The sequence below is a fragment of the Pseudomonas fluorescens genome (assembly GCF_040448305.1).
Lineage (GTDB): Bacteria > Pseudomonadota > Gammaproteobacteria > Pseudomonadales > Pseudomonadaceae > Aquipseudomonas > Aquipseudomonas fluorescens_BH.
The window spans coordinates 3,323,061-3,348,616 of the sequence record NZ_CP148752.1; the positions used below are offsets into that span (position 1 = coordinate 3,323,061).

Sequence of the window (25,556 nt, forward strand, 5' to 3'; positions counted from 1 at the left end):
TCTGCAGTGAAGGCCCTTCAGCGGGCCTTCCCTGTATATCCCCTGCCCCGGCTACATTCCCCGCCGCGCAACCTCAGCGCCTGCATTGACTGCCCGCCCCACAATGGATTCGATGTCCTGATCAGCCATCGACTGCAGCGCTGCTGCCGTCACGCCACGGTAAGCCATCAACGACTCAATCATTTGCCGCGGATCGCGGCTGGCAAGCATCTGGCCACCCCCCACCACCACGCCTTGTGCAGCGCGCTGCGCGATGGCAAGGGGAATTCCCGCAGCCACCGCCTGATTAGTAAGTGCCATTTGCATCATTGCCGGGAAAGCCGGCCCAGTCCCGGACAACGCGCTGAGGTAATCAATATAGTCTTCATCAGGCACTTCGTCCGCCGAACCTACGCACTCGAACAGTCGTTGCACCCACTGGCGGTCGCGTTCAACAGGGTTTCCGGCACTGTACCAGGGCGTGAACGACTGCCTGATTTCCACGGCCGCATTCGGCATGGCCCGCACCACTACATCCGCACCGGTGGCCGCGCTGATGGCTGCCGCCGGAACTCCGGCCATCAGGGAAATCACCAGCTTGCCGCGGGCGTTAATCTGCAGTTCACGAAACTGCTCCGGCCGGATGGACAGCACGACAATATCGCTGAGGTCCACCAACTGCTGGTTGTCGGCAAGCAGTCTCACGCCTGGCTCGAAGGTACTGACGCCGGAGCGGTTCGAGATCAATAAACGGTCAGGCTCGATGAACCCGCTATCGAGCAGCGCCTGCGCGATTGCGCGCCCGAGCCAGCCGGTACCTCCGATGATGCCCAGAGTTCTATTCTCCATCGGCAGTCGACTCCTCGAATGTTTCAACCAAAGGAACGAAAACGCCGGGCTCTTTTTCCGCGTAGCCGAACTTTCCATAAAAGCGGTCCAGCTCGCGCCGCTTAGGTACCTTGCCGGTAAACACACTCACGTACTGAGGAATCCGTCGAAATCGTACGACGATATCTTCACTGGTTTTCATGGAGATGTAGCCGATCTGCGTGAGGTAGATCGTCCTGGCCCGAACGTCAGCCCCCTCGCCGTCGTAGCCAAATCGTCGGAACATCGCGGCCAGGGCATTCATCCGAGTTTCATCGGCCAGAGCGATTTCAGCAGTGACCTCGTCCGATTGCAGCGCCCAACTGCGCACGGCAAATTCGAACTGCGAGTCGAACAGTTCAGGGTTCACCCAGCATTCGAAGACGTTGAGAATCGCTTCGGAAATACTTTCTGCGTAACTCTCGCATTGGCTGACCATGCCGCCGGTGTTCTTGTCCCGCCATCGAGCCAGGAGTGCCGCGAGCAGCTGTTCCCTATCTTCATAGAACCAGTAAAAGCTGGTACGAGACAAATTCAAGCGTTTGGCCAGCGGCATCACCCGCACAGCATCCACACCCGACTCTTTAAGAGCATCGTAGGCGGCGTCCAGCCAACCATCGACGGAGCCTCGCCAGCCTGCGTCCTGCGCTTTGGTTTTCGCCCTTCCTGTCTGTGACATTCGGGTTGCACCTTTATTTGAAAATTCTTCGCCACTGTACACCTCAGGATCTGTGGCGTACACGGCATGTACATAGGCGTACATTTTCGAGACGCTCGATCTCGAGTCAGCCCCCGTGCGATGGAGGGAGTCACTTACCCTCCTCCGCTGCAGGTTGCGCGAAGCCAGACTCTGGTTCGCTGCAAAATTTCGCGGCGGGCAGGCATTGATTACTTGGGCGCTTTGTTCTCTATCAAGCAATTGCCACCATCGATCACCAGCAACTCGCCTGTAATGTAACTGGACTCAGGTGACGCCAGGAACGTAACGGCAGCAGCCACTTCCTCCGGGCGACCTGCCCTGCCAACCGGGACATACTTCGCTGCATTCTCTTCCTCTGGAGTGCTTGACCCTGTGGCGATCCAGCCCGGCGCGACCGAGTTCACAGTGATTCCATAGCGCGCAACCTCAAGGGCCAGGCTCATGTTCATACCCACCATTCCCGCTTTGGCCGCAGCATAAGCCGCCTCTCCCGGATTACCTGCCCGAGTGCCAGTCGTGGAGCTGACATTGACGATACGGCCGTAGTGCCTGTTGCGCATCCCCGGCAAAATTCCACGGGTCAACAGAAAGGCGGTTGTCAGATTTCGAGCAATCGAGAGATTCCAGCTATCGACACTCATGTCCGCCAGATCGGCAAATGGCTCCGGATGCCCCTGTGCGGCCATGCCAGCATTGTTCACAAGAATATCAATTCGCCCCCAAACCGATTCGGCCCAAGTGGTCAGCTCAAGGACTTGATCCTCTTGGCTCAGGTCAGCCGCACGCCCTTGCACTTCAAACCCTGTGGCACGCAACTCCTCCACTCGATCATGAATGCGAGCGCTGCTGCCAGTGACGATCAACCGTACGCCCAAGCTGCCCAGGCGCTTCGCAATCGCAAATCCAATTCCACGCTCACTACCGGCACCACTGACAAGCGCTACCTGCCCACTCCAGTCCGCAACCATCGCCTTTTGCTCCTGTCGTCCGGGATTAGCCCCTGACCCCATGGCAGTCTAGGGGGAGAGAAATCAGCTGAGCCTATCAGTCTCGAAAGGATAGGTTGAGTGTTCACGCCTTGGCTTTAATCGCATACAGCCCACCGATAATCACCAACGCTGCTCCGACAACTACCCATGTGTCAGGGCGCTCGGCAAAGACGATCACACCAATCAAAGTGGCGAACACCAGAAGCGCATAGTTGAAAGGCTGCAGGGTAGAAGCGGTCGCGTACTTCAGTGCTTGAATGAGGAGAATCTGAGCGACTACTCCCGTCAATGACAGGATCCCCATCAAGAAGCCCTGGACTGGAGTCGGAGAAACCCATGCGGGCAGCCCCACAAATGTGATCGTCAGGGCACCCACACTTGCCATAAAAAGCATGTTCGTCGCAAAGGAATCGTGCTGGCTAATCCGGCGCGTCAGTACATTGAAGAATGCGAACCCTAAAGCAGACAGCAAGGGAATCACGGCTGCCAGTTCAAAGACGCCCGCGCCTGGTCGGAGGATGATCAGTGTGCCGGTGAACCCTATGGCAGCAGCGATCCAACGTCGTAGCCCGACAAACTCTCCTAGCAGGCCCCCCGCCAATGCCAAAGTCATCAGAGGGAATACCGCATAGAGAGCGTGCATTTCAGCCAAACCTAAATATCGTAACCCGACTGCAAACAGTACTATCTCACCAACGGCTAACAGTGCTCGAATGATTTGGAGCCAAGGGTGTTTACTGCATAAAGACTCCTTTACCCTACCTTGGTAGGCGGCATATCCGAGGGCAAAAACGACAAACACCCAATAACGCACCATGACCAGTTGGGCAACCGGGAAGTCTTTGACAAGCACCTTGGTTATTCCGTCCTGGCTCGCAAAGATAAGCATTGAAAGCAGGCATAAAAAAATCCCGAGTTGGGGCCTTGCGACGCCAGGACTAGCAGCAACGGTGGGCGCAGCATTTTTTGTTCGGTCAAACTTCAATCGCAACTCGGTCATGCCCGCCTCCCTAATTTTTTCGACAGTCCGGTTTTTACTTCACCAGCCGCGTTTCTCTCGAAGGCCGGTAACCAAAATACGAGCTGTAGCATTTGCTGAAATGGCTCGGTGAAACAAAGCCGCATGCGACCAGCACATCAACCTGAGACAGCTCTGTGTGCTGAAGTAATCGCCGTGCTTCGGTAATGCGCAATTCCAGGTAATACCGTTGCGGCGTGGTACCCAGTTGCTCTTTGAACAAGCGCTCTATTTGTCGACGGGAACGTCCGGCATAAACCGCCAGTTGGTCCATTTGCAATGGCTCTTCAAGGTTGGCGTCCATCAGTTTGACCACCTCTTTGAGGGGGGCGCTCAACGAGATGTTCTGTGTCGGTTTGATACGCCGATACCGCGACTCTTCGAAAGACAGAATGTCTTCGATGCCCTCGACAAGCGCCTTGCCATGCAGCCCTTTGATCCACTCGAGAGCCATATGAAAAGCACCCGCCGGACTCGAAGCCGTGAGCCGGTCTCGATCCATGACAAATGCTTCACTGGTGACATGCGTGACTTTTGAAATTTCTGCGAGCGCAGGTCGGTGTTCGGGATGAATCGCACAACGATACCCCTCAAGCAAACCTGACACGCCCAAAAACCACGCCCCATTCCACAGCCCGGCCAGGGTGATACCCAGTTCCGATGCCGTTTTAAGGATGCTGATCAGCTCGTGATTGACTTTGAGTTCGGTGCGATAGCCGCCGCAGATGACCAGTAAATTAAGGTCTTTGAGTGCTGCCACGTCCAAACGCGCATCCGGTCGAATGACCAGGCCAAGGTCGCTGGTAACCTCTCCGTCCTGCACCCCGAAGGTTCGTGAAGAGAACAACGCAGGACGCAAAAGGTTGGCAGTGACAATCGTATCGAGCGCTTGCGTAAATGCAGGCAACGAGAAGTGCTCGAGCAGTAAAAATCCTGCCCGGGCATGAGCCGTCGGCTCACTCCGGGTCTCTTCCACATAGCGCAGGTTTTTACCTTTCATACACCCGCTGAAATCTCGTCGTTCGATCACTTTACGCCTCGCTTCTTTACACTGACGAATGCAGCCTTTGTGCAAACCACGGTTGAATCCGCGCTTGCGAAGAATCAACCGCCGGCGCCGTGACCGTACTGTTTATGCGAGCTGGAACCCGTGGGCCAGAGGGTCTTTGTCATCGACGAAAATAGTGTTGTGACCTATCACCTCAGCCCAGCCGCTGACACTTGGATTCATGCCGTCGAAAGTTCCGACCTTTACCGACGCCTCCACTTTTCCTTCGTAGATTGTACCGATCAGACTTTCGAGTCGATAAACGTCGCCGACGTTCAGCCGACCCTTTGCGAAGAGCTGAGCCATCCGGGCCGAGGTACCGGTACCGCCGGGAGAACGATCAATAGCTTTATCACCGTAGAATACTGCACAGCGGCCATGCACGGTTCTGCTCTGTGGTTTGTCACACCAGATGATGTGATGAACACCACTGATTCTGCTGTTCTCTGGATGCACAGGGTCACAAATGGCCGAGAGCGCTGCGCGCAGCTTCTGGCTCATCCCCACGATGTCAGCCGTCGTCTGCCCTTCGAATCCAGTCCAGCACTCCTGTGGTTCGACCACCGCATAGAAATTCCCGCCGTAGGCGATGTCCACTGTAAACGTACCAATACCAGGTACTTCCACCACCACATCGGCGCTGTGCAGGTAGCTGGCTACGTTGAACAAGCGAATCGACTCAACAAACTCGCCGCCCATGGTGTATTCGACATCGACCCGTCCCGCCGGTGTTTCAATCGCCAGTTTTCCCGGCTCACGAGGTGTCACCAAGCCCTCTTCAATGACCACGGTCGATAATCCGATGGTGCCCGCTCCACACATCGGCAGGCAGCCGCTGACTTCGATAAACAGCGCACCGAAGTCGCAGTCATCACGTACCGATGGATAAATAATGACGCCAGACATGATGTCGTGTCCCCGAGGCTCGAACATCAATGCGGTGCGTACCCAGTCGTGGTCACGCACGAAAATATCGCGACGCTCCGCCATCGATACGGAGGGCATCAGCGGTGCTCCGCCCGCTACAACCCGAACCGGGTTGCCGCACGCGTGCGAATCAATGCAAAAAAAACTGCGTCTCATACTGATGCCCTTTCAAAGGAGTTTGCTGGGGGAGTGACGCTGTAACGCGCCCCGTGACAGTCGATCCAACAGCAGCGCAATAGCGACAATGGCCAGGCCCGCTCGAAGGCCTAATCCCATCTCCATCCTGGAGAGGCCACGGGTAACTTCAGCCCCCAGACCGCCCGCCCCCACCAAACCTGCCAGCACCACCATCGCCAGCGACATAAGGATGCATTGGTTCAGGCCTACCAACAGTGTGGGTGCAGCAGTCGGCAGTTCAATTTTGAACAGAATGTCTTTAGGTGAAGCACCGGACGCCTGGCCCAACTCAAGGAGATCCTTGGGCAACTGCTTGAAGGCCAGAGTCGTCAATCTGAGCATCGGCGGGATGCCGTAAACAATCGTTGCGATGATCGCGGGCACTCGTCCCAAGCTGAACAGCATCACTGCGGGGATCAGGTATACCCAGGGCGGCACCGTTTGCATGATGTTCAGAATCGGCAGCAACGCTTCATCTACACGCTTCACCCGGGCGGCCAGAACCCCCAGCGGGAAAGCAATGGCAACAGAGATCAGGACCGACACGCTGACGAGCGCAATCGTCTGGATGGACGCGACCCAAAGGCCAGCGAACAAACAGAAAGCCAACATCACCGCAGAGAAAACAGCGACTCGTTTATTGGCAAAAAAGAAGGCCGCAACGACGACAATACCGATGAATAAGTACGGATGGGGAGCAAGCAGCGCCCCCTCCACTGCACCGAGTACCGCCTCAATGACCTGACTTATCCCTTTGAACAATCCATGTAAATTAGTGTTCAGCCAGTCAACGGCGGGAGCCAGGTAATCGCCTGGAGAAAATTGAATGTGCGTTGTCATTGGGAAGCCCTCACCCGCGCCTGTGCAGCACTCTGCGCCAGACGATCCAGGATCATGGTCAGGATAACGATAGCGATGGCCGCGTTGATCGACTTGGCGATATCCAACGTACGGATGGAACCGTAAATCGCCTCGCCCAAACCGCCCGAACCCACAATGCCGGCGATGACGACCATACCGAACGCCATCATCAGGCTTTGGTTGACACCGGCCATGATGCTGGGCATGGCGAACGGTAAGCGGATCTTGAAAAACATCTGCATTCCGGTCACGCCGCTGGCATCTCCCAACTCGATGAACTCCTTGGGTGTCATGCGAATACCCAGGGAGGTCAGTCGTAGCGCAGGGGGAAGCGCGACGATAAAAGTCGCCAACAGCGCCGTGGCAGGGCCGTAGCCGAGCAGTGCAATGGCCGGTAGCAGGTAGATGTAGGGCGGCATCGTTTGGATCAAATCCAGACAAGGATCAACCACACGATCAAAGGCCGGCGCCAGACCGGCAATGACCCCCAGCGGAATGGCGACAACCAGTGCCAGGACAGTCGCTGTGAGCACCAGGGCAAGCGTGCTGACTGTCTCTGGCCACAAGCCGATGACGTCGCAAAACAACAAGGCCAAACCTGTAAGAATTGCAAAGCGAACGCCAGCCAGACGCCAGCCAATCAACGCCATGACAATCGCTACAACGTAGTGCGGTGGATAGGCGACACACCACAGCACGCCTTCGTATATGCCATTCAGCACCGCATTGACGGCATCGAACACGAACTCGCCATTGTCCGAAAGCCATTCCAGTCCTGTATCAATGGAGGTATCAAACTGACTGGAAAAATCCGGCATGCTCATGCGGACGCCTCCATCGCGTTGGCAGTAGCTGCGGGCGCCAACTCGTTGGGAATACCTTGAACGCCACGCAGCAGATCACGAGGCGTAATGATCCCGACCACTGTTCCGTTATCGACGACGGCAAGCCCGTCGCGCCTGGACTTCATCGTCAAGCTGATGAGTTCATCGATATCGGCGTCAAGCGAGGTTTGGATGAGCCTGGAAATATCGCAAGTCGGCTGTGCAGCCTTGTAGGCCTGGACAGACGTCATGACCGAGTGAGCCTTGACCAGATGCAATCGGGAAATGCCGGCGACGAATTCCGCCACGTAGTCGTCAGCCGGGTTGAGCACGATTTCCTCAGCGGTGCCAACCTGAATGATGGCGCCATCCTTCATGATCGCAATGCGGTCACCGATGCGGATGGCCTCGTCCAGATCGTGTGTGATAAACACCGCGGACTTGCCCAGCTCCTTGGTCAGCTGACGGAACTCATCCTGCAACTGTCGGCGAATCAGCGGATCAAGTGCGCTGAACGGCTCATCCATCAAAATTATTTCTGGGTCAGCTGTGAGTGCACGCGCCAGTCCGACCCGTTGTTGCATGCCGCCTGACAGTTCGCCTGGATAGCGTGAAGTCCATTCGCTCAATCCAACCTTCGCCAGCGCCTGCTCGGCCACTTTGTAACGTTCAGCCTTGCCCACACCCTGCACTTCCAGGCCAAACGCGGTGTTCTCAAGAACCGTACGGTTAGGCAGCAAGGCAACACTTTGAAAGACCATACCGATGTGACGCGCCCTCACCTCTCGCAGTTGTGCCGGCGACAAGGATGAAACGTCCTTGCCTTTGACCAGCACCTTCCCCGAGCTCGGGGTGATCAGCTTGTTCAGCAACCTTATAAGGGTGGATTTGCCACTGCCGGACAAACCCATGATGCAAAAGATTTCCCCCCGGCGAACCTGGAGACTGACATCGGAAACCCCGACCACACAGCCATAGTTTTGAAGGATCCGGGTCTTTGAAAGACCCTGCTGGACAACCGCGTCCATGGCTGTCGGTGCATTTTTACCGAAGATTTTCCAAACCGACTGGCAATCCACCAGCACTTCGTCAGTATTAATTGTGGCCATTGTCATTTCGCAATCCATCGAACCAGTTGTTTGCTGGTTTCTTTAATTAATCAAAGGGCGGCAGTGGCAAAGAAACAAAACTTAATAGTTCTTGATATTTCCCCAACGATTTACAAGATCTGTATGACTATCAATCCAACCCTTGATAGCCTCGTCCATGGTCTTGCCATCCTTGACTTCAGCATTCATCGCGGTGATGTCCGTGATAGGCACATAAACACTGGCCATCAGTTCACGCGCACGCGGATTGGCTTCAGCGAAGCCTTTGTGTCCAATCCAGTAATAACCCTGCAACGGCGGGAAGACCCCTTTTGGATCTTTCAAGAATTTGAGATCAAATTTCTTGGTCATCCAGGAAGGATCCCAGACGGTTACCGCCACCCATTCTTTTCGGTCGGCTGCCGACTTTAAAGCCGCGGTCATGGCGGAAGTACTGCCTTCGACCAGCTTGAGCTTGATGTCGTACGCTTTGACGACGTTGTTCGCGTCACTCATCAAACCCGAACCTGGCTCAATACCAATGATTCTGTTCCCCAGTTTGTCCGCGTTTGCATTCAGCTGTTCGATGGAGTCGATGTCTACGTAACTGGGTACTGCCATTCCCTGATAAAGACCAAAGGAGACCGGTGACAGCTTCTCGATTTTGTTCTTGTTCTTTTTCCAATAATCGGCGGCGGCGTAATCAATCTGGGATGCCAATACCTGAATATCCCCTTTGCTGAGTGCAGCGTAGGCGATCCCCCACTCGGAAAACTCCACGACTTTTACGGTATACCCAGCGTTCTCAAGTACCTTCTTGGTAATGCCGGTAATGGGCACCAAATCCTCCCAAGACATGGTCCCCATTACTATGTTTTTTTCTTCAGCGTGTGCCTGCAAACTCATCATACCCACAAACGCGAGCGCGCAGAATGCCTTCCAAATACTCTTCATGGATTGTTCCGTTCTTATTAGTGACTTATTAAACGGCCTTTATAGGAAAAGCCGACAGCTTAAACTTGTTAACCTTCTCGCCCGGCCCAAAATTCATGCCAACGAATGACCGAGCTAACGCCCAGCTTCGTTATTATTTGGGGGGGTAGCCTGCTGGGTCCTGGCGCGTGACTGATACTATCCAGAAAATCAGAACGTATACCCGAAGCCAATTCCGCCGCCATTACACCTGCCAGAGTGCTCTTGACCGTTCCCAACCCATTTTCGCAGCAAGCCGAATACAGGTTTTCTTCGATCTCGCCAAATGCAGCGGCGCTGTTACGACTCAAACACAGACGGCCGGCCCAACTGAATTCCAATGCAGTGGATTTCAATTCCGGAAAGCGGGCGTCCAAGGAGTGTCGCTGCTCCTTGGCCACCGCCGCTACACGCTCTGGCGTGACCTGGATACTCGGGTCATAGGTGAATTTTGTCCGGATGACGATACGCGAGAGACCGTCTGTAGAGATTTTACGAACAGTCGCCCCCATTGGATCAGCTGGCAACAATGCCCACTTGCCTCTACCCGGCACGTCTTTCTTGAATGCATCATCACTGTACGCGGCCGTCATGGAGGCGTAAGTGAAGACGTGCAACAGGCGTCCTTGATAATGTCCAAAGTCTTCAATGTGCCCGTTAACCCCCAAAATGACCTTGGGTGCGTGCACCGTCCCGTTATGAGATCGAGCGCTCCAACCGCTTCCCTGCTTGGTCAATTCAATAATCGGAGAGCGTTCGAACAGCGTGATTTTCCCTTCGAGCCCTGCTGCCAGGTCTCGGATGTATTGTGCGGGTTGAATCAACACTGCGCCGGGCGTGTAGATCCCACCGTTGTAATAGGTGGACCCAGTGATTTCGCGCATTTGCGCGGCATCAAACATCTCGAACTTCTCGCCGATGCGCTCAAGGGATTGTGCGTAATTGACGTTCAGCTTCAATCCCCGCTCAGTGGCGGCCGCGTTGATCTTCCCTGAAGGGTCGAAGGTGTCTGGCGACATACCGTACTCGCGTGCCGCCTGCGCAGCGAAATCGATCGCAAAACGATTTTGCGTGATTTCCAGCGCCGTTGCAGACTCACTCGCCACGGAGTATTCCCCAGACGACAGACTGTGCGGCACATCGATCATGAAACCAGAGTTTCTGCCTGCCGGCCCCTTGGCGACTTCATGAGCATCGACCACAACAATGCTGTCACCGGGGTGTAACTGTGAAAGTCTGCGAGCGGCGGACAAGCCGGCAAAACCGGCACCGATAATCAGCCAATCCGCCGTCACGTTTCCATCAAGCATGCGGACAGGCGCAGTGCGTGCGGAAATCGCCTCCCAACCCGAAACCCCGGTATCTACCGGCAGGCGCTTGATGGTATGGGTGCTCATTTTTCGGTCTCTTCATCCGACCGATCAGACACATCGATCCAGATTGTTTTGATTTCGGTGTACTGGTCATGGGCAAAAATGGATTTGTCCCGACCGCCGAAGCCCGACTCCTTGTAGCCGCCGAATGGCGTCGAAGCATCGCCCTCACCAAAGCAGTTCACCGTGACGATGCCCGCGCGAATTTCCCGTGACAACCTGATCGCCCGGCGCAGACTGGCGGTGTATACCGAGGCTGCCAGGCCGTAGACCGTGTTATTGGCCAGGGCAATCGCTTCCGAGATCGTATTGAAGGTGGTGACCGAAAGAATCGGGCCGAAGATCTCTTCCTGAAACAGACGGTTGTCTGGACCGACACCGTCTATCACGGTCGGCTCTACGAAGGCACCGTCTTTGGTCGCACCACCGTAAACCACTTCAAGCTTTCCGGCGGTGGCGTGCTCAAGGTACGACTTCACTTTTGCGAAATGCTCAGGGCTGACCAGCGACCCTACGCGGTTTTCCGGATCGAGTGGGTCACCCATTTTCCATTCGCGGATGTACGCGCCCATGCGCTCCAGCAGTTCGTCTTTAACAGACGCATGGACGATCAGACGCGAGGTCGCGGAGCAGTTCTCGCCCATATTCCAGAACGCGCCATTGACGACATGCTGAGCGACGAGATCCAGGTCTTGGGCATCGTCCATCACCACGGCCGGGTTTTTCCCGCCGCACTCAAGGACGATGCGCTTCAGGTTCGAATCGGCGGCGTAATGCAGGAAGCGGCGGCCGGTCGCAGTGGAACCGGTAAAGCTCACCATGTCGACGTCGTTATGCAAGCCAATGGGCTCGCCGACCTCTTTGCCCGTGCCGGTCACAATGTTCAGTACACCGGCGGGTATACCGGCTTCAAACGCCAGTTGAGCAACACGCAACGTGGTCAGCGACGTTTGTTCAGCAGGTTTGACGATGACCGAGCATCCTGCGGCGAGCGCCGGGCCGATTTTCCAGGCCAGCATCAGCAGCGGGAAGTTCCAGGGCAATACGCAGCCCACCACGCCGATCGGCTCCCGGACCACCATGGTCAGCGCGTCGCTGCCCACCGGGGCGGTGTTGTCATAAATCTTGTCGATCAGTTCTGCGTGCCAGCGGATCGTGTGGATGGTGTCCGGGATGTCGACCAACTGACATTCACTGACCGGTTTGCCGCTATCGAGACTTTCGAGGATGGCCAGTTCGTGTTGATGGCTTTCAAGCAGGTTTGCAAACTTCAACAGAACCGCTTTGCGCTCCCGAGGAGAAACAGATCTCCAGCGTCCATCCTCAAAGGCCTCTTTGGCATTGCTCACCGCAAAGTCGACATCCTCGGACGAACAGGCGGCGACGTCAGTCAAAAACTCACCCGTCGCCGGATTGTTCGTGGCGAAGGTTTTGCCCGAGATCGCGGGTTTAAACGCGCCATTGATGAATGCCTTGGAGGGCAGCGAAATGTCTTTGGCCAGAGCGGCATACTCGGCCTTGTTCAGAAGATCACCCATGGCTGGCTCCCGAAGAAATGTTGGCTACGTTACGTTTGAGTTCAGTAATGACCGACGCGAAACTCTGCTTTTCGTCCGCTTCAAGTGGCTGCAATGGCAGGCGCACGTTACCGACTTTCAATCCGGCAACTTCACAGCCGTACTTGATCGACTGCACGAACTTGCCACCGTCCAGGGCATTCATCAGCGGCATCATTGCCGACATGATTTGACGGCCTTTGTCGAAGTTCTTTTCGATCACGCAGGCTTCATAAAGCGCGACGTGTTCCTTGGGCAGGAAGTTGGAACCTGCGCACACCCAACTGCGGGCGCCCCAGGCAAAAAACTCGAGGGCCTGGTCGTCCCATCCGCAGGACAAGGCGATGTTGGGGAACTGCCGGGCCAGCATATGCACCTGGCCCATGTCGCCGGAGCTTTCCTTGATGGCGACGACGTTTTTCGATTGGCTGACACGCGTGAAATACTCTTCATCCATCGAAACGCACATGCGCCCCGGATAGTTGTAAAGCATGATCGGCAAGTCCGCTGCGCGATCGATAGTGAGCGCGTGAATCGCGTTTTCCTGTGAGGTTGGCAGCGCGTAAGGCGGGGACGTGACGAGAATCGCGTCCGCTTTGATCGATTTGGCATCCTTGGCGTACTGAACCGCATCTTCGGTGCGAATCGCCCCGGTACTGACGATCAGTTGCACCCGAGTGCCGATCACGTCTTTGGCGTAGGCCGCCAACTCGGTGCGTTCTTCCGACGTCTGCGCATAATACTCGCCGGTCGACCCGCCGATAATAATGCCGTGCACCTTCGCCTCAATCAGCGACTCCAAAACTTCCGAGTACACATCCCAGTCAATCTCCCCATCAGAGTTATAAGGAGTTACTGCTGGCGTATAAATACCTTCAAATTTCAAGATAAATGCTCCGAATGGGAGTTAGGTGGAAGATCAACGAGCGCGCCAGCTTTGATGCCTTGAGGCGCGATAAAGATCTCTATGTTTTCACGGGACAGTTCCCAATGCTCAAACACGAGATCGCCAGAGGTTGTTTTACTGACTAAGTACCGTTAGCTGTTGAATCCAGACTGGCATGGGGCAATAGAGTGGTCAATAGCGTGTCTTCCTCGCATAGACATCTTTAAAGCGATATAGCGCACAGAGTCGAAAAATATTTATCCTTTAAATTCAATTGGTTACGAACAGCATCTTAAAGCTACGCTATCGATCGATAACATTTGTTTATGCATTGATAAGCGTAAAAGTTTCTTGTTGGGGTGTGATTGCAGACGTAGTCTTTACAACAGCGATATTTTATCGGCGAAATGACGTTACCCAATATCGAGATTGATGCAAACAATGGTCTTTTGTCGTCCCTTTGGTATTTTGGAGTGTGTTGACCGTGAGCACTAAATCGGCAGTTTCAAATCTTGTTGCGCAGCGCAAGCCTGACCACGCGCTGCCAGGTGCCCTTTATAGCGATCCAGACGTTTACAGGCAGGATCTGGAACAGATCTGGCACAAAAGCTGGATCTTCGCAGGGCACACATTTGAGCTGGAGAAGTCGGGTCAGTACCTGTCGCTGCAAATCGGCGATTACCCTGTCGCGATCGTCCGTGGCGCAGATAAACAGATTCGTGCATTCCACAACGCTTGTCGTCATCGCGGCTCCAAGGTGTGCCCGGAAGCAAGCGGCAAGGTCGCCAAGCTGGTATGCCCTTACCACAAATGGACCTTCGAGCTGGATGGCAGACTGCTTTTCGCCGGAAACATGGGGGAGGACTTCGACAAGTCTCAGCATGGGTTGAAGTCCGTGCATTGTGAGGTCGTCGAAACGTACATCTATGTGTGCGTCGCTGATGTGGCTCCTGACTTTTCGTCATTCAGAAAATCTCTGACGCCTTTCGTTGCGCCTCATAACCTGGACGACTGCAAAGTCGCGTTTGAGTCGAACATCATCGAGAAAGGTAACTGGAAACTGGTTTTCGAGAACAACCGCGAGTGTTACCACTGCGATTTTACTCACCCGGAATTGATGCACTCATTCGTTGACAACCCATCAGTGGGTGGCGCCGGCGGCGATGAGGATCTTGAACTCAAAGAGCATTGGGATCGTTGCGAAGCGGCAGGCCTGCCCAGCCAATTGGTCATGGACGAAGACGGTCGCTTCCGCATGACGCGCATCCCCCTTTTTTCCGGTGCCGTCAGCTACACAATGGATGGCAAGCCTGCGGTTGCCGGTCGCTTGGACACAACCGGTGAAGCCAACATCGGTGCGCTGCTTTATTTCAACTACCCATCAACCTGGAACCACTTTCTGGGCGATCACGCGCTGAGCTTCCGCGTTCTGCCCATCGGTCCGGGCGAAACGTTGGTCACTACAAAATGGATCGTCAAGAAGGACGCGCAGGAAGGTGTCGACTACGACATCGATCGCCTGACCAAGGTTTGGCTTGCAACCAATGACCAGGATCGCACCTTGGTTGAAGGCGCACAGGTCGGCGTCAGCTCTCCTGCTTACGAGCCGGGCCCATTGTCGGTGGCCAGCGAAATTGGTGTGTGTCAGTTTGATGATTGGTACTGCAAAACGATGCTTGAGCAACTCAATGACACGATCCCGTTAAGATCTGTCGGCTAAGAGCAAAACTGCCGGTGGTGAGAACCACGAATGATCACCACCGGCATACCCACACTTCTCCCCTCCTCGCACCCCGAGTCACGGCTCAATCAGCACTCCTGTCTTCCAGACAGCTCAGGAAAACTGGGCGAGAATCCAGTCTCGTAGCCGACAACACGCGTCGTCATTGATCCGGTCTTCACGAAATGTCAGATAGTGCTGACTTTCATGGAGAACCACTTCCTCTTCTATCGGCCGAATCAGCGTGCCGTTTTCGATCAGGTTTGCAACCAGGTGATTCCATCCGAGGGCTACGCCCTGATGGGTCAACACCATGCTGATGACCAGGTTGTAGTCGTTCGCATTGAAAACGTGAGGGCTGTCGTGGGGGCGTTTCTCGATATCAACATCGTGATAAGCCAGCCAAACGCCCCAGTCAACGTGCTCCGCTACCTGGGATCTGCCATAGGGGCTGAGGTTGAGCAAAACCCCGTCGCGTAACCCTTCCAGGCTGGACAGCTCAGGGTGCTCCTCTTTGTAACGAGGTGTGCACACAGGATAGATGACGTCATGAAACAACGGATAACTGCGGTAGCCATCCTGAATCCTGGCCATTTTGGTGATGAAGATGTCCGGAGTTACACCCGGTTCCATCGACAAAAAGTTTTGAGTGGTGACCAGATTGAGGTCGATGTCTGCGTTCTTGGTAAAAAAACCTGGCAGCTTCGCTGCGAGCCAGAGGGCTGAAAACGCGGGAGAACAGCAAAGCGTCAACGTGCGCTTGCCTGCATTGTTGGTGCGAATGCGCTCCGCCGCCTGGGAAATGTTGACGAAAGATAGCTGTGCCGCATCAAAAAAGATGGATCCGGCTTCCGTCAACTCGACAGCTCGCCCCACCCTCTTGAAGAGATCCACCCCAAGGTACGCCTCAAGCTCCCGAATCTGACGGCTGATCGCCGCTTGAGTAACGCACAGCGCTTCAGCCGCACGCGTAAAGCTCTGATATTTGGCGGCGGCTACGAATGACTTCACTGCTTTCAGAGACGGCATTTTCAGCAGCGTCATGTCTGGATCGATGTGCTTAACCATAACCTAGAGTATTGAATATCCGGTTCGGGGCCCTTTGGAGGGCCGTTAGGGACGAGATCGGCGAGAGGGTTCCACCTAGAGCCAATGCTGGAGCGTAGCTGAAACAAAGGGTCTAAGACAGGGCCAGCCGTAGTCGTCTTCGCAACTAGCACTGCCGCAGTCGCAAATTGACATGATTCAATAATTGATAACATGGCGTTATTGATTGGCTGGAAGAAATGTTGTTAGACGCTGACTCTATAAGGTAATAACTTGGTTCTCAAGGTGCTGCTTAATTCAGCGCCGATAAAAACAAAAATAATAAACATCACATAATAAAGAGGATGGTCACTATGACTATTTCCCAACCTTTCTCCCAGCTTGACTGCCCCCACAAGCACCGTCTGAACTGATCAAGACACGTACACCTGAATTCTTGATCTTATGTCGTAATTGCAGCAGGAGGGGTTATGAGTCTTGGTGACGAGATACTCTCGGTAAAAAACATTTACAAAGTCTTTGGTGCTCAGCCAAAACTCGCGATGGAGATGCTGGCGCGCGGTGCTGATAAAAGTGAAATTTTCAGCAAAACCGGTCAAGTCGTTGGCGTTTTTGACGCCAGTTTCTCCGTAAAACGTGGAGAGATTTTTGTCATCATGGGGCTTTCCGGTTCCGGGAAGTCGACGATGGTCCGCTTGTTCAATCGACTGATCGAGCCAACCTCCGGAACAATCCATCTCAACGGCCAGGAAATCACCGGTCTGTCGGATGCTGATCTCCTCAGCGTTCGTCGCAAAGACATGAGCATGGTGTTTCAGTCGTTTGCCCTGATGCCCCACATGAGTGTGATCGACAACGTTGCTTTCGGCCTGGAAATCTCGGGTGTCGAGGAAAGCGAACGGCATAAACGTGCACTCGAGGCACTTAAACAGGTGGGGCTCGATGGCCACGCCTACAGTTACCCGCACCAACTGTCCGGCGGTATGCAACAGCGGGTAGGCCTGGCCCGAGCGCTGGCTAACGACCCAGCCATCCTGCTGATGGATGAAGCCTTCTCGGCACTCGACCCGTTGATTCGCCACGAAATGCAGGGAGAACTGATCCGCCTGCAGGCAGAACAGCATCGCACCATCATCTTCATCTCCCATGACATTGACGAGGCGATTCGCATCGGCCATCGCATTGCGATCATGGAGGGTGGTCGGGTAGTACAGATCGGTACCCCGCAAGAACTGCTTTGCAACCCGGTGAACGATTACGTCAGGGCCTTCTTCAAAGGTTTCGATGCCTCGAAGATCCTCAAGGCTGGCGATGTTGCCAGGATTTGTGCAGAGCATCCGTACGCCGTGGATCAATCCACGCCTACGCTGCGCGACGATGTACTCCTGCAGGACGTCTTTCACATCGTTGCTGATGCAGTTAATCCAGTTGCCGTCCTGGATCGCCAGGGTGTGTTCAAAGGCACGATCTCCAAGAGCCTACTGCTTCAGACAATGAGCCGACACTAATAGTCTCTATTAGCTGGCTTGCCAGGCTCGGACATTCAGGTGATTAGCATGAACGAATTCAGTTTTCTAGACCCGTTTCAATCCATCAACGTCCCTTTGGGCCAATGGGTAGAAGTTGCCCTGAATTATATGGTCCATAATTTCCGCGAGATATTTCGCTCGATAAGATGGCCTATCGACCAGGTACTTAATGGTATTCAGTACGGACTACTGGCCATTCCTCCGTCAATATTCATTATTATCGCCACGCTCTTTGGTTGGCAGGTAGGCGGAAAAAGAATAGGTATTCTTTGCTTTGTTACTCTTACGCTATTAGGCGTGATCGGCGTGTGGAATGACGCCATGATTACCCTTGCTCTGGTGCTCACTTCACTGTTTTTCTGTGCAGTAATTGGCATACCGCTGGGCGTCCTGTGTGCCCGGAGTGACCGGCTGGAGATGCTTCTGCGGCCAGTGCTCGATGCAATGCAAACACTGCCTGCTTTTGTTTATCTGGTACCCGTGGTGATGCTGTTTGGTATCGGCAACGTACCGGGGGTACTGGTCACGATCATCTTTTCGGTAGCACCACTGGTCAGGCTCACCAATCTGGGAATTCGCCAGGTACCGGAAGACAAGGTTGAGGCCGCCCGGGCTTTCGGATGTACCCCACGCCAGATGCTGAGGCGAGTTCAACTTCCTTTAGCTGCACCAACGATCATGGCGGGTTTGAATCAGGCATTAATGTTGTCACTTTCGATGGTGGTGATCGCATCAATGATTTCGGTTGGTGGGTTGGGGATGATGGTGCTTCGCGGGATTGGCCGTCTTGATATGGGCTTGGCAACCGTCGGTGGCTTGGGCCTGGTATTGCTGGCGATTTTCCTTGACCGCCTGACCCAGGCGATGGGCGAGCGCAGTAACAGAGCAACCAAAGGTGAGCACTGGTACCAGACCGGCCCGGCGGGTGTCATTTATCGCCTGAAAAGAAAAAACGCGATTACAAAAATAGAAGTTAGTCCCAAAGAAAGTTAACCCGCTCAGTGGCGCGTCGTGAACCAAAAGAAATGCCAACTTCGTAATCCAGCCAAGGTAAACAATAATGAACTTCACAACAGTCGGAATAAAACAGAAATTCATTCATTCTGTGGCGCTTTTAGTACTAGCGGCTTCACCTGTTTTCGCATCGGCCGCCACGGCGCAGTTGCCCGGAAAAGGGGTATCGATCACTCCCATTTTCCCGTCAATCGCCGAAGAGCGATTCCGCGGAGAGATTGCAATGGCGGGTCTCAAGGAATTGGGCTACGACGTTGAGACCCCCAAGGAAACCGAGTACTCCACCATGATGGTGGCGATTTCCAATGGTGACGCTGATTTCTCGGTACATCTGTGGGAGGAACTGCACAAATCTTTCTACGAGAAGGCCGGTGGCGATGAGACGATGGTGAAAACCGGCGACATTATGCCGGGCGTGTTGCAGGGCTACATGATTGACAAGAAAACGGCTGATGAACACCACATCACCTCTATCGAAGATTTACAGAAACCGGAAATTGCCAAACTGTTCGATGCTAATGGTGACGGTAAAGCTGACCTCACTGGTTGCAACCCCGGTTGGGGCTGTGAGCTGATCATTGCCCACCATATGAAAGCCTATGGCCTGGAAAAAACCGTCACAAATAACCAAGGCTCCTACTTTGCCTTGATGGCTGACACCATCGCTCGTTATAAACAAGGCAAGCCGATTCTCTATTACACCTGGGTGCCTCAGTGGATCTCCGGTGTTCTGGTCGAAGGTAAAGATGTTGTATGGCTGACCGTGCCGCGTACGGATCTTCCAGGTGGCAAAAACGATGTCAACACTACCTTCAATGGTAAAAACCTTGGTTTCGCGGTAGACAGTGTCAAAGCGGTAATCAACAAAGAGTTCGCCGAGAAAAATCCGGCGGCCGTGAAGTTCCTGTCTGAAATGCAGATCACTACCGACGATGAAAGCGCGCAAAATCTCAAAATGCACGATGGCGAAAAAAGTGCAGCTGACATTACCCGGCACGCCAAAGAATGGATCGCGGCTCATCGCGCGAAATACGACAGCTGGCTGGCAGACGCACGCGCCGCGGCAAATACCGCCACCGCAAAGAACTAGTCCCTTCTTATAAAGCCACGTAAAAGGTTGCCCTTCATCGGGCAACTTTTTTATCCGTTTCGGCGTTCATTACTCGGGAATATTGAAATGCAGTTGTATTCATTCGTCCAGAATTTCAGTTACAAGGACGCTCCTCTGCATACACGCGAGTTGGTCAAAACTTGCCTGCTCGACATCATTGGCGTGGCCGCCGGAGCTCGCAATAATCAAACCAGCGTGATGCTCAAAACTTACGCTGACGCCCACTACTCTGCCAATAAGTTGTCCAGTCGCCTTTGGTTCGACGGCAGAACCGTACATCCATTGGGCGCCGCGTATGCCGGCGGTTTCTGCGTTGATAGCCTGGATGCCCATGAAGGTCACTTCACCTCCAAGGGGCATGCGGGTGCAACCGTAGTCCCGGCCATTGTTGCATTGGTAGACGCGTTTCGCAGTCAGGGCAAAGACATCAGCGGCGAAGAATTCCTCAGCGCACTGTGCATCGGTTACGAGACTGCTTTGCGGGCGGGCCAGGCATTGATGGCCACTGCCCCGGAATATCATGCCTCAGGTGCCTTTTCCGGGATCGGGGTCGTTTGCGTTGGCGCCCGCTTGCTGAAGCTTGATGAAACGACGTTCCGTCATGCACTGGGTATCGCGGAATACTTTGGCCCCAGGTGTCCGATGATGCGTCTGGTGAGTTTTCCGACGATGTTGCGTGATGCCCACGGTGCCGGGGCGTATGCCGGACTGAACGCATTACTGATGGCACAGCTCGGTGTCACTGGCGCTCCAGCCGCCACCGTTGAACCTTTGGAGATTTCCACTTTCTGGCAGGACATCGGAACCCGTTGGGAGATCGACGAGCAATATTTCAAACCGTGGCCGGTATGCCGCTGGGCGCAACCGGCACTCACGGCCATGACCGATTTGATGCGAGCACATCCAGTCATCACTGCTGAGTTGATCGAGACCATCGATGTCGAGACATTCCACGAGTCTGTGTGCCTGCAGGGGCATTTTCCGAAGAATGCGGATGAGGCCCAGTATGCGCTCGCATTTCCACTGGCCGCCTTGATCGTCCGTGGAAAGCTGGGCCCGGACGAAGTCACCGGGGACTCCATTCATGAGCCGGACATCTTGAACATCAGCGGGAAGATAACCCTTCATGAGGCGCCCGACCTGTCCGCCAGGTTCCCTGAGGAAATTCTCTCCCGCGTCACCGTTACCCTGAAAGACGGCACGCGTCTTACGAGCCCAACCGCGACGGCCAAGGGCGATCCCGGCAACCCTATGTCGAGTGCCGAACTCACGGCTAAATATCATTTGCTGGCTGATGACAGCTTGGGATCCACGCTCAGCAATGCGATCAAGAACAGTGTTGAAGCACTGCCTGAGAGCGATGACTGCCAGTCATTCTTTGATTTGTTGCTGTCTGCTCCAAAAACCGCTGCCTAGATTGAGCAACGGTTTCGTAGCTATTGGTAAAGGTGTCAAAGAGGATTTATGCCATTCGTATTCGAGAGCGTGCTTAAAGACAAGAACATGGGGTACTCCTATACGGCGGAGAAACCATTAATGCCGCAGGCGGTGACTCGTGTAGCTTTCGTGCTTTTGAACAATTTCTCGATGATGTCGTTCACCGGCGCTATCGATGCGCTGGTGACCGCCAACCTGATTAGCGAGACACCGGCGTTTGAGGTGTTGACGGTCGGCATCAAGAACCGTCTTGTGATGAGCGATCTGGGAATCGCAATTTCAGCGGACCAGGAGTTATCCCAACTACCGGATCGTATCGACGTTCTCATCGTCGCCGGTGGTTTGCGAGTGAAGCTGGTCAGCGACCCGCTATTACGGCGCAAGCTACGTAACGTCGCCTCTCTTGGCGCGACCATGGGCGGTTTGTGGAATGGTGCGTTTTTTCTGGCGGAAGCTCAGTTGATGGACGGTGTCGAGTGTGCCTTCCATCCAGATGGGCGAGCGATGATGGAGGATGTTTTCCCCAAAGTCCTGATCACTTGTCGGACTCACGTATTAGATAGGAACCGTATCACATGCGCCGGCGCCAGCAGTTCGTTACGAATGATGCTGGAGCTCATCACCGCTAAACAAGGCGTGTCGCTGACCCACGCTGTCGAGGAAATACTCAGTTGCGATCAAACCGCTGAAGTCTCCGGGATATCGACTGTCATCGTTGACACTGACCCCACCTTGCCACAAACCCTGAAGCTCGCTTTAGAACTGATGCAAAGGAACATCGAAGAGCCACTATCGATCGACGAACTGGCTGAATGTGTGAAAATTTCCCGACGACAATTGGAGCGGCGCTTCTGCCGTTTCGTGGGCGCCACGCCCACACGCTACTACCTTGAACTGCGCTTGACTCGAGCACGACAGCTTATTTTGCAGAGCAATCGGCCGATCACCGATATCGCGATTGCGACCGGCTTCTGTAGTTTCGCCAACTTCCATATGCGCTTTCGTGACTTCTTTGGCGTAGCGCCAAGCAGTTATAGAGCAACGTATGAGCGCAGGCGCTAAGTTTCGAAACCCGTGCACGCGAAAAACATACGAAACCCGCAATGTCCAAGCCGAGTAAATGATGGCTGGCATCATCGATAAGGATTACCGAGAATTATGAATGCTCCATCGCCGGTGTTAATACCCACGGCTAACCACAGCGAGCGGATGTCTACACGCATTGCCTTCCTCATCGCGGGCTTACTCATGTCCGCTTGGGCACCTCTGGTTCCATTGGTTAAAGCACGCGCCGGCCTGGACGATGGTGGCCTGGGGTTGCTGCTGCTTGGCCTTGGCGGTGGATCTATTGTGGCCATGCCCTTCGCTGGGTATCTCACTGCACACTATGGATGCCGACCGGTCGTAATCTGGGCGACGATTGTCTTGTGTGCCGTTCTTCCGCTGTTGAGCACCGTGGCTTGGCTGCCTGGCTTGGTCATAGCTGTCACTCTCTTCGGTGCCAGTATGGGCATGCTTGATTGCGCCATGAACATACAGTCCGTCATCGTCGAGAAAAACAGCGGGCAGGCGCTTCAGTCCGGCTTCCATGGCCTTTACAGCGTCGGAGGCATAGTGGGCGCCGGGGCCATGACCGCTTTATTGACCTTAGGGCTGGATCCACTGATTGCGGCGCTCTGTATCGTTGCCACCGTTTTGGGATCGCTTTACAAGGCTGCGCCTGCTTTGCTGACTTATGGCACTGAACGGGGTGGGCCATTGTTCGCGGTGCCCAGAGGTATCGTGCTGCTTTTAGGGACGCTCTGCTTCATCGTCTTCCTCACCGAAGGTGCAATGCTTGACTGGAGCGCAGTCTTTCTTGTCTCAAACCGAGGGTTAGAGCCGAGCATCGCCGGTTTGGGCTACGCATCCTTCGCCGCTGCGATGACGGTGGGCCGCCTGACGGGGGACGCCATCGTCAGCAAACTGGGCGGCGTGCGCGTCGTTGCGCTTGGCGGGCTTTGCGCAGCCGCGGGCATGATTGTGTCGCTTGGAATCGATGGCTGGCCCGCGTCCTTGATCGGCTACGCCCTGGTCGGGGCTGGCTGCTCGAACATTGTCCCAGTGCTCTTTACCGCTGTAGGCCGGCAGCAACGTATGCCACAGGCGGTAGCCATCCCCGCTGTCATCTCGATGGGCTACGCGGGCATTCTGATCGGTCCAGTGTGTATTGGGGCGATCGCTCATCTGAGCACCTTGTCGTTCGCTATGGGCTGTCTGATTGTTCTCCTCGTTTTTGTCAGTGCAACAGCACGATTTCTTCGCAGTTAACCCAATCGTTTTCGGCGCGATTTCAGCATTGGCCATTGCGAATCGAACTCTTCGCCCAGAAAACCAGAAGGCATCTCGATGGATGGATCACTGAATTCTCAAAGTGACCTGCCAGGTACGTTCAAGAGGTAAACGGTCATGCAGTCGTATTCACAGATGTCGGAACAAGAACTCCTGATACAGGGAGTGGTGATGCGGGAGGCACTCATGCGAATCCTGGCCCGGCATTCTCAAGTGAGTGGTGTTGATGGCGTGGATACAGAAATCTATGTTCGCTCATTGAGCAATGCGCGCCTCGACATCGGCTTGCCTCCGTACTCGGGTACTTCCCTGCCCGCTTGCCTGGAGCCCACGGTAGAGCGGGCATTGGCGGATGCTCCCCGAACGGATCGGGACTTCAAGATTCTGCTATCGGCTCTTGAGACCCTGCTGTCCAGTAGTCGCTGGATAAAGCGATCCGCTTCAGAAGGGGATGATGATGCGTTTGAAGAAAGACACCGACATGCGCTGATTCTCGGCAAGGGCGCACTGCTTGAATGTTCAACATTGACAGTGGGGCTGGCGGTAATGGAGCCCGAACTTTGCTATCCGTACCACAAGCATCCTCCGGCAGAGTTTTATGTCGTTTTATCGGAAGGTTACTGGTACCGGGAAGATGTTGGCTGGTGGAATCCCGGGCCGGGCGGCGTAGTGTTCAACCCACCATCGGCTGTCCATTCCATGAGGTCAACCGACAAGCCGTTGCTGGCACTTTGGGGACTTTCCCATGCAGTGGATTGATGCACCGACAATCAGCAGACTGCTCGACTATCCAAGCTTATGACTGCTGCCGACTCGGCCCTGGGACTTGGTATCACAGTGTGTCAGCACGACACCTCGATACACAGACTTTCATCCGGCCGACGATCGGACACAGGCCAGATACGTTGCCGCGCTTCAATGCATGCAAGGTTTGAAGGGGCTCGGACGGAACCCCTGACCCATGGCTGGTAAAGGAGAGATCCCATGAAGATGGCACTGCGCAACAGCAACCCCGGCAAGACACGCCGCCACCTGGTCGGCCCTTCTATCTTCGCGCTGACGCTGTTCGGCGTCCTCGGCGCGGCCCACGCACAAACGGCTGCCACCGCGCAGTCGGCGGTAGCCCCTGCCGGCACCACCCAGGCAGCGCCCTCGCCGTTCGGCCCGCTCAAGCATGTCAACGCCGGGCTGCTGGACGTGGCGTACGCCGAAACAGGCCCGGCCGGCGGGCCGGTGGTGATCCTGCTGCACGGCTGGCCGTATGACATTCACAGCTATGACGAGGTCGCGCCGTTGCTGGCCGCCAAAGGTTATCGGGTGTTGATGCCCTATGCGCGCGGCTATGGCGATACGCATTTCCTGTCCGACAAAACCCTGCGCAATGGCCAACCAGCCGCACTGGCCAGTGATGTCATCGACTTCATGGATGCCCTGAAGATCAAGCAAGCGGTGCTCGGTGGCTATGACTGGGGTGCGCGTTCGGCCGACATTGTCTCGGCGTTGTGGCCGGAGCGGGTCAAGGCGCTGGTCTCGGTCAGCGGCTATCTGATCGGCAACCAGGCGGCCGGCAAGAACCCGCTGCCACCCAAGGCGGAATTGCAGTGGTGGTATCAGTTCTACTTCGCCACTGACCGTGGTCGCGCCGGTTACGAGAAAAATACCCACGACTTCGCCAAGCTGATCTGGCAACTGGCTTCGCCGAAATGGGCGTTCGATGATGCCACCTTCGACCGCAGCGCCAAGGCGCTGGACAACCCCGACCATGTCGAGATCACCGTGTTCAACTACCGCTGGCGCCTGGGCCTGGTCCAGGGTGAAAGCCGATACGAAGCACTGGAGCAGAAACTGGCCACGGCGCCGTCCATCAGCGTGCCGACCATCACCCTTGAAGGTGATGCCAACGGCGCACCGCACCCGGCGCCTGAAGACTATGCCAAGCGCTTCACCGGTAAATACGAATTCCGGCTGATCAATGGCGGCATCGGCCATAACCTGCCGCAGGAAGATCCGCAGGCATTCGCCAAGGCGGTGATTGATGCGGATCATCTTTAAGGGCGGATCCGGCATTCGCCTGCTGTTCCCGAATAACCACCTTCGTGGGC

23 protein-coding genes and 1 pseudogene are annotated in these 25,556 nt (G+C 55.0%); 9 read left to right on the top strand and 15 right to left on the bottom strand.

The window, feature by feature from the left end; translation table 11 throughout:
- Positions 1–51: 51 nt before the first annotated feature.
- The 14 genes and pseudogenes from WHX55_RS15000 to WHX55_RS15065 form a co-directional block, all read right to left on the bottom strand.
- Positions 52–828: a pyrroline-5-carboxylate reductase dimerization domain-containing protein gene (locus tag WHX55_RS15000; protein ID WP_151213527.1), complete on the bottom strand. Its 777-nt coding sequence runs from the start codon at positions 826–828 to the stop codon at positions 52–54.
- Entirely contained in the window at positions 818–1,525 is a 708-nt protein-coding gene (locus WHX55_RS15005) for a TetR/AcrR family transcriptional regulator (RefSeq protein WP_150724302.1), read from the bottom strand. The genes WHX55_RS15000 and WHX55_RS15005 overlap by 11 nt, the downstream gene beginning before the upstream one ends.
- 209 nt (positions 1,526–1,734) lie before the next feature.
- Positions 1,735–2,514 (bottom strand): SDR family NAD(P)-dependent oxidoreductase, encoded by a 780-nt coding sequence (locus WHX55_RS15010; protein ID WP_150723838.1) that lies wholly within the window; start codon positions 2,512–2,514, stop codon positions 1,735–1,737.
- A 103-nt stretch (positions 2,515–2,617) separates the two neighbouring features.
- On the bottom strand, positions 2,618–3,535 hold the full coding sequence (locus tag WHX55_RS15015) for a DMT family transporter (RefSeq protein ID WP_150723837.1): 918 nt from the start codon (positions 3,533–3,535) through the stop codon (positions 2,618–2,620).
- A gap of 34 nt (positions 3,536–3,569) precedes the next feature.
- Positions 3,570–4,583: a GlxA family transcriptional regulator gene (locus tag WHX55_RS15020; protein ID WP_191624885.1), complete on the bottom strand. Its 1,014-nt coding sequence runs from the start codon at positions 4,581–4,583 to the stop codon at positions 3,570–3,572.
- Positions 4,584–4,685: 102 nt separating this feature from the next.
- Positions 4,686–5,684 carry a 4-hydroxyproline epimerase gene (locus WHX55_RS15025; protein ID WP_353742991.1) on the bottom strand — a complete coding sequence of 333 codons (999 nt, stop codon included), beginning with the start codon at positions 5,682–5,684 and terminating at the stop codon, positions 4,686–4,688.
- A gap of 12 nt (positions 5,685–5,696) precedes the next feature.
- Complete coding sequence (locus WHX55_RS15030; protein ID WP_150723835.1) at positions 5,697–6,545, bottom strand: ABC transporter permease subunit; 849 nt, start codon at positions 6,543–6,545, stop codon at positions 5,697–5,699.
- On the bottom strand, positions 6,542–7,390 hold the full coding sequence (locus WHX55_RS15035; RefSeq protein WP_353742992.1) for an ABC transporter permease subunit: 849 nt from the start codon (positions 7,388–7,390) through the stop codon (positions 6,542–6,544). Before WHX55_RS15035 ends, WHX55_RS15030 begins: the two co-directional genes overlap by 4 nt.
- Positions 7,387–8,505, bottom strand: a complete 1,119-nt coding sequence (locus WHX55_RS15040; protein WP_353742993.1) for a glycine betaine/L-proline ABC transporter ATP-binding protein — start codon at positions 8,503–8,505, stop codon at positions 7,387–7,389. Before WHX55_RS15040 ends, WHX55_RS15035 begins: the two co-directional genes overlap by 4 nt.
- A gap of 75 nt (positions 8,506–8,580) precedes the next feature.
- The gene (locus WHX55_RS15045; protein WP_353742994.1) at positions 8,581–9,432 is read right to left on the bottom strand and encodes a glycine betaine ABC transporter substrate-binding protein; all 852 of its coding nucleotides are present in this window, start codon (positions 9,430–9,432) and stop codon (positions 8,581–8,583) included.
- A 68-nt stretch (positions 9,433–9,500) separates the two neighbouring features.
- Positions 9,501–10,847 (bottom strand): FAD-binding oxidoreductase, encoded by a 1,347-nt coding sequence (locus tag WHX55_RS15050; RefSeq protein ID WP_353742995.1) that lies wholly within the window; start codon positions 10,845–10,847, stop codon positions 9,501–9,503.
- Entirely contained in the window at positions 10,844–12,361 is a 1,518-nt protein-coding gene (locus tag WHX55_RS15055; RefSeq protein ID WP_150723830.1) for an aldehyde dehydrogenase, read from the bottom strand. Before WHX55_RS15055 ends, WHX55_RS15050 begins: the two co-directional genes overlap by 4 nt.
- Positions 12,354–13,265, bottom strand: a complete 912-nt coding sequence (locus WHX55_RS15060; protein WP_150755494.1) for a dihydrodipicolinate synthase family protein — start codon at positions 13,263–13,265, stop codon at positions 12,354–12,356. The genes WHX55_RS15055 and WHX55_RS15060 overlap by 8 nt, the downstream gene beginning before the upstream one ends.
- Positions 13,262–13,387 (bottom strand): annotated as a pseudogene (locus tag WHX55_RS15065) (GntR family transcriptional regulator); the annotation flags it as partial. The gene WHX55_RS15060 and the pseudogene WHX55_RS15065, both read right to left, overlap by 4 nt.
- Before the next feature lie 362 nt (positions 13,388–13,749).
- On the opposite strand from WHX55_RS15065, the gene WHX55_RS15070 reads away from it, so the two are divergent.
- The gene (locus WHX55_RS15070; RefSeq protein WP_150723828.1) at positions 13,750–14,985 is read left to right on the top strand and encodes an aromatic ring-hydroxylating dioxygenase subunit alpha; all 1,236 of its coding nucleotides are present in this window, start codon (positions 13,750–13,752) and stop codon (positions 14,983–14,985) included.
- 114 nt (positions 14,986–15,099) lie between these two features.
- Here the strand turns inward: WHX55_RS15070 and WHX55_RS15075 are convergent, their stop codons facing one another.
- Positions 15,100–16,053, bottom strand: a complete 954-nt coding sequence (locus WHX55_RS15075) for a LysR family transcriptional regulator (protein WP_172435296.1) — start codon at positions 16,051–16,053, stop codon at positions 15,100–15,102.
- 449 nt (positions 16,054–16,502) lie between these two features.
- On the opposite strand from WHX55_RS15075, the gene WHX55_RS15080 reads away from it, so the two are divergent.
- From WHX55_RS15080 to WHX55_RS15115, 8 genes are all read left to right on the top strand, one after another.
- Positions 16,503–17,540 carry a glycine betaine/L-proline ABC transporter ATP-binding protein gene (locus WHX55_RS15080; protein ID WP_353742996.1) on the top strand — a complete coding sequence of 346 codons (1,038 nt, stop codon included), beginning with the start codon at positions 16,503–16,505 and terminating at the stop codon, positions 17,538–17,540.
- 48 nt (positions 17,541–17,588) lie between these two features.
- Positions 17,589–18,554, top strand: coding sequence for a glycine betaine/L-proline ABC transporter permease ProW (proW, locus tag WHX55_RS15085; RefSeq protein WP_353742997.1), 966 nt, complete (start codon positions 17,589–17,591; stop codon positions 18,552–18,554).
- A 67-nt stretch (positions 18,555–18,621) separates the two neighbouring features.
- Positions 18,622–19,665, top strand: a complete 1,044-nt coding sequence (gene proX / locus WHX55_RS15090; protein ID WP_353742998.1) for a glycine betaine/L-proline ABC transporter substrate-binding protein ProX — start codon at positions 18,622–18,624, stop codon at positions 19,663–19,665.
- A gap of 87 nt (positions 19,666–19,752) precedes the next feature.
- Entirely contained in the window at positions 19,753–21,102 is a 1,350-nt protein-coding gene (locus WHX55_RS15095) for an MmgE/PrpD family protein (RefSeq protein ID WP_353742999.1), read from the top strand.
- Between the two features lie 48 nt (positions 21,103–21,150).
- Positions 21,151–22,185: a helix-turn-helix domain-containing protein gene (locus WHX55_RS15100; RefSeq protein ID WP_150755497.1), complete on the top strand. Its 1,035-nt coding sequence runs from the start codon at positions 21,151–21,153 to the stop codon at positions 22,183–22,185.
- A gap of 96 nt (positions 22,186–22,281) precedes the next feature.
- Entirely contained in the window at positions 22,282–23,433 is a 1,152-nt protein-coding gene (locus WHX55_RS15105; RefSeq protein ID WP_353743000.1) for an MFS transporter, read from the top strand.
- 138 nt (positions 23,434–23,571) lie between these two features.
- The gene (locus WHX55_RS15110; RefSeq protein WP_224789034.1) at positions 23,572–24,213 is read left to right on the top strand and encodes a dimethylsulfonioproprionate lyase family protein; all 642 of its coding nucleotides are present in this window, start codon (positions 23,572–23,574) and stop codon (positions 24,211–24,213) included.
- Positions 24,214–24,438: 225 nt separating this feature from the next.
- Positions 24,439–25,506 carry an alpha/beta hydrolase gene (locus WHX55_RS15115; RefSeq protein WP_353743001.1) on the top strand — a complete coding sequence of 356 codons (1,068 nt, stop codon included), beginning with the start codon at positions 24,439–24,441 and terminating at the stop codon, positions 25,504–25,506.
- Positions 25,507–25,556 lie beyond the last annotated feature (50 nt).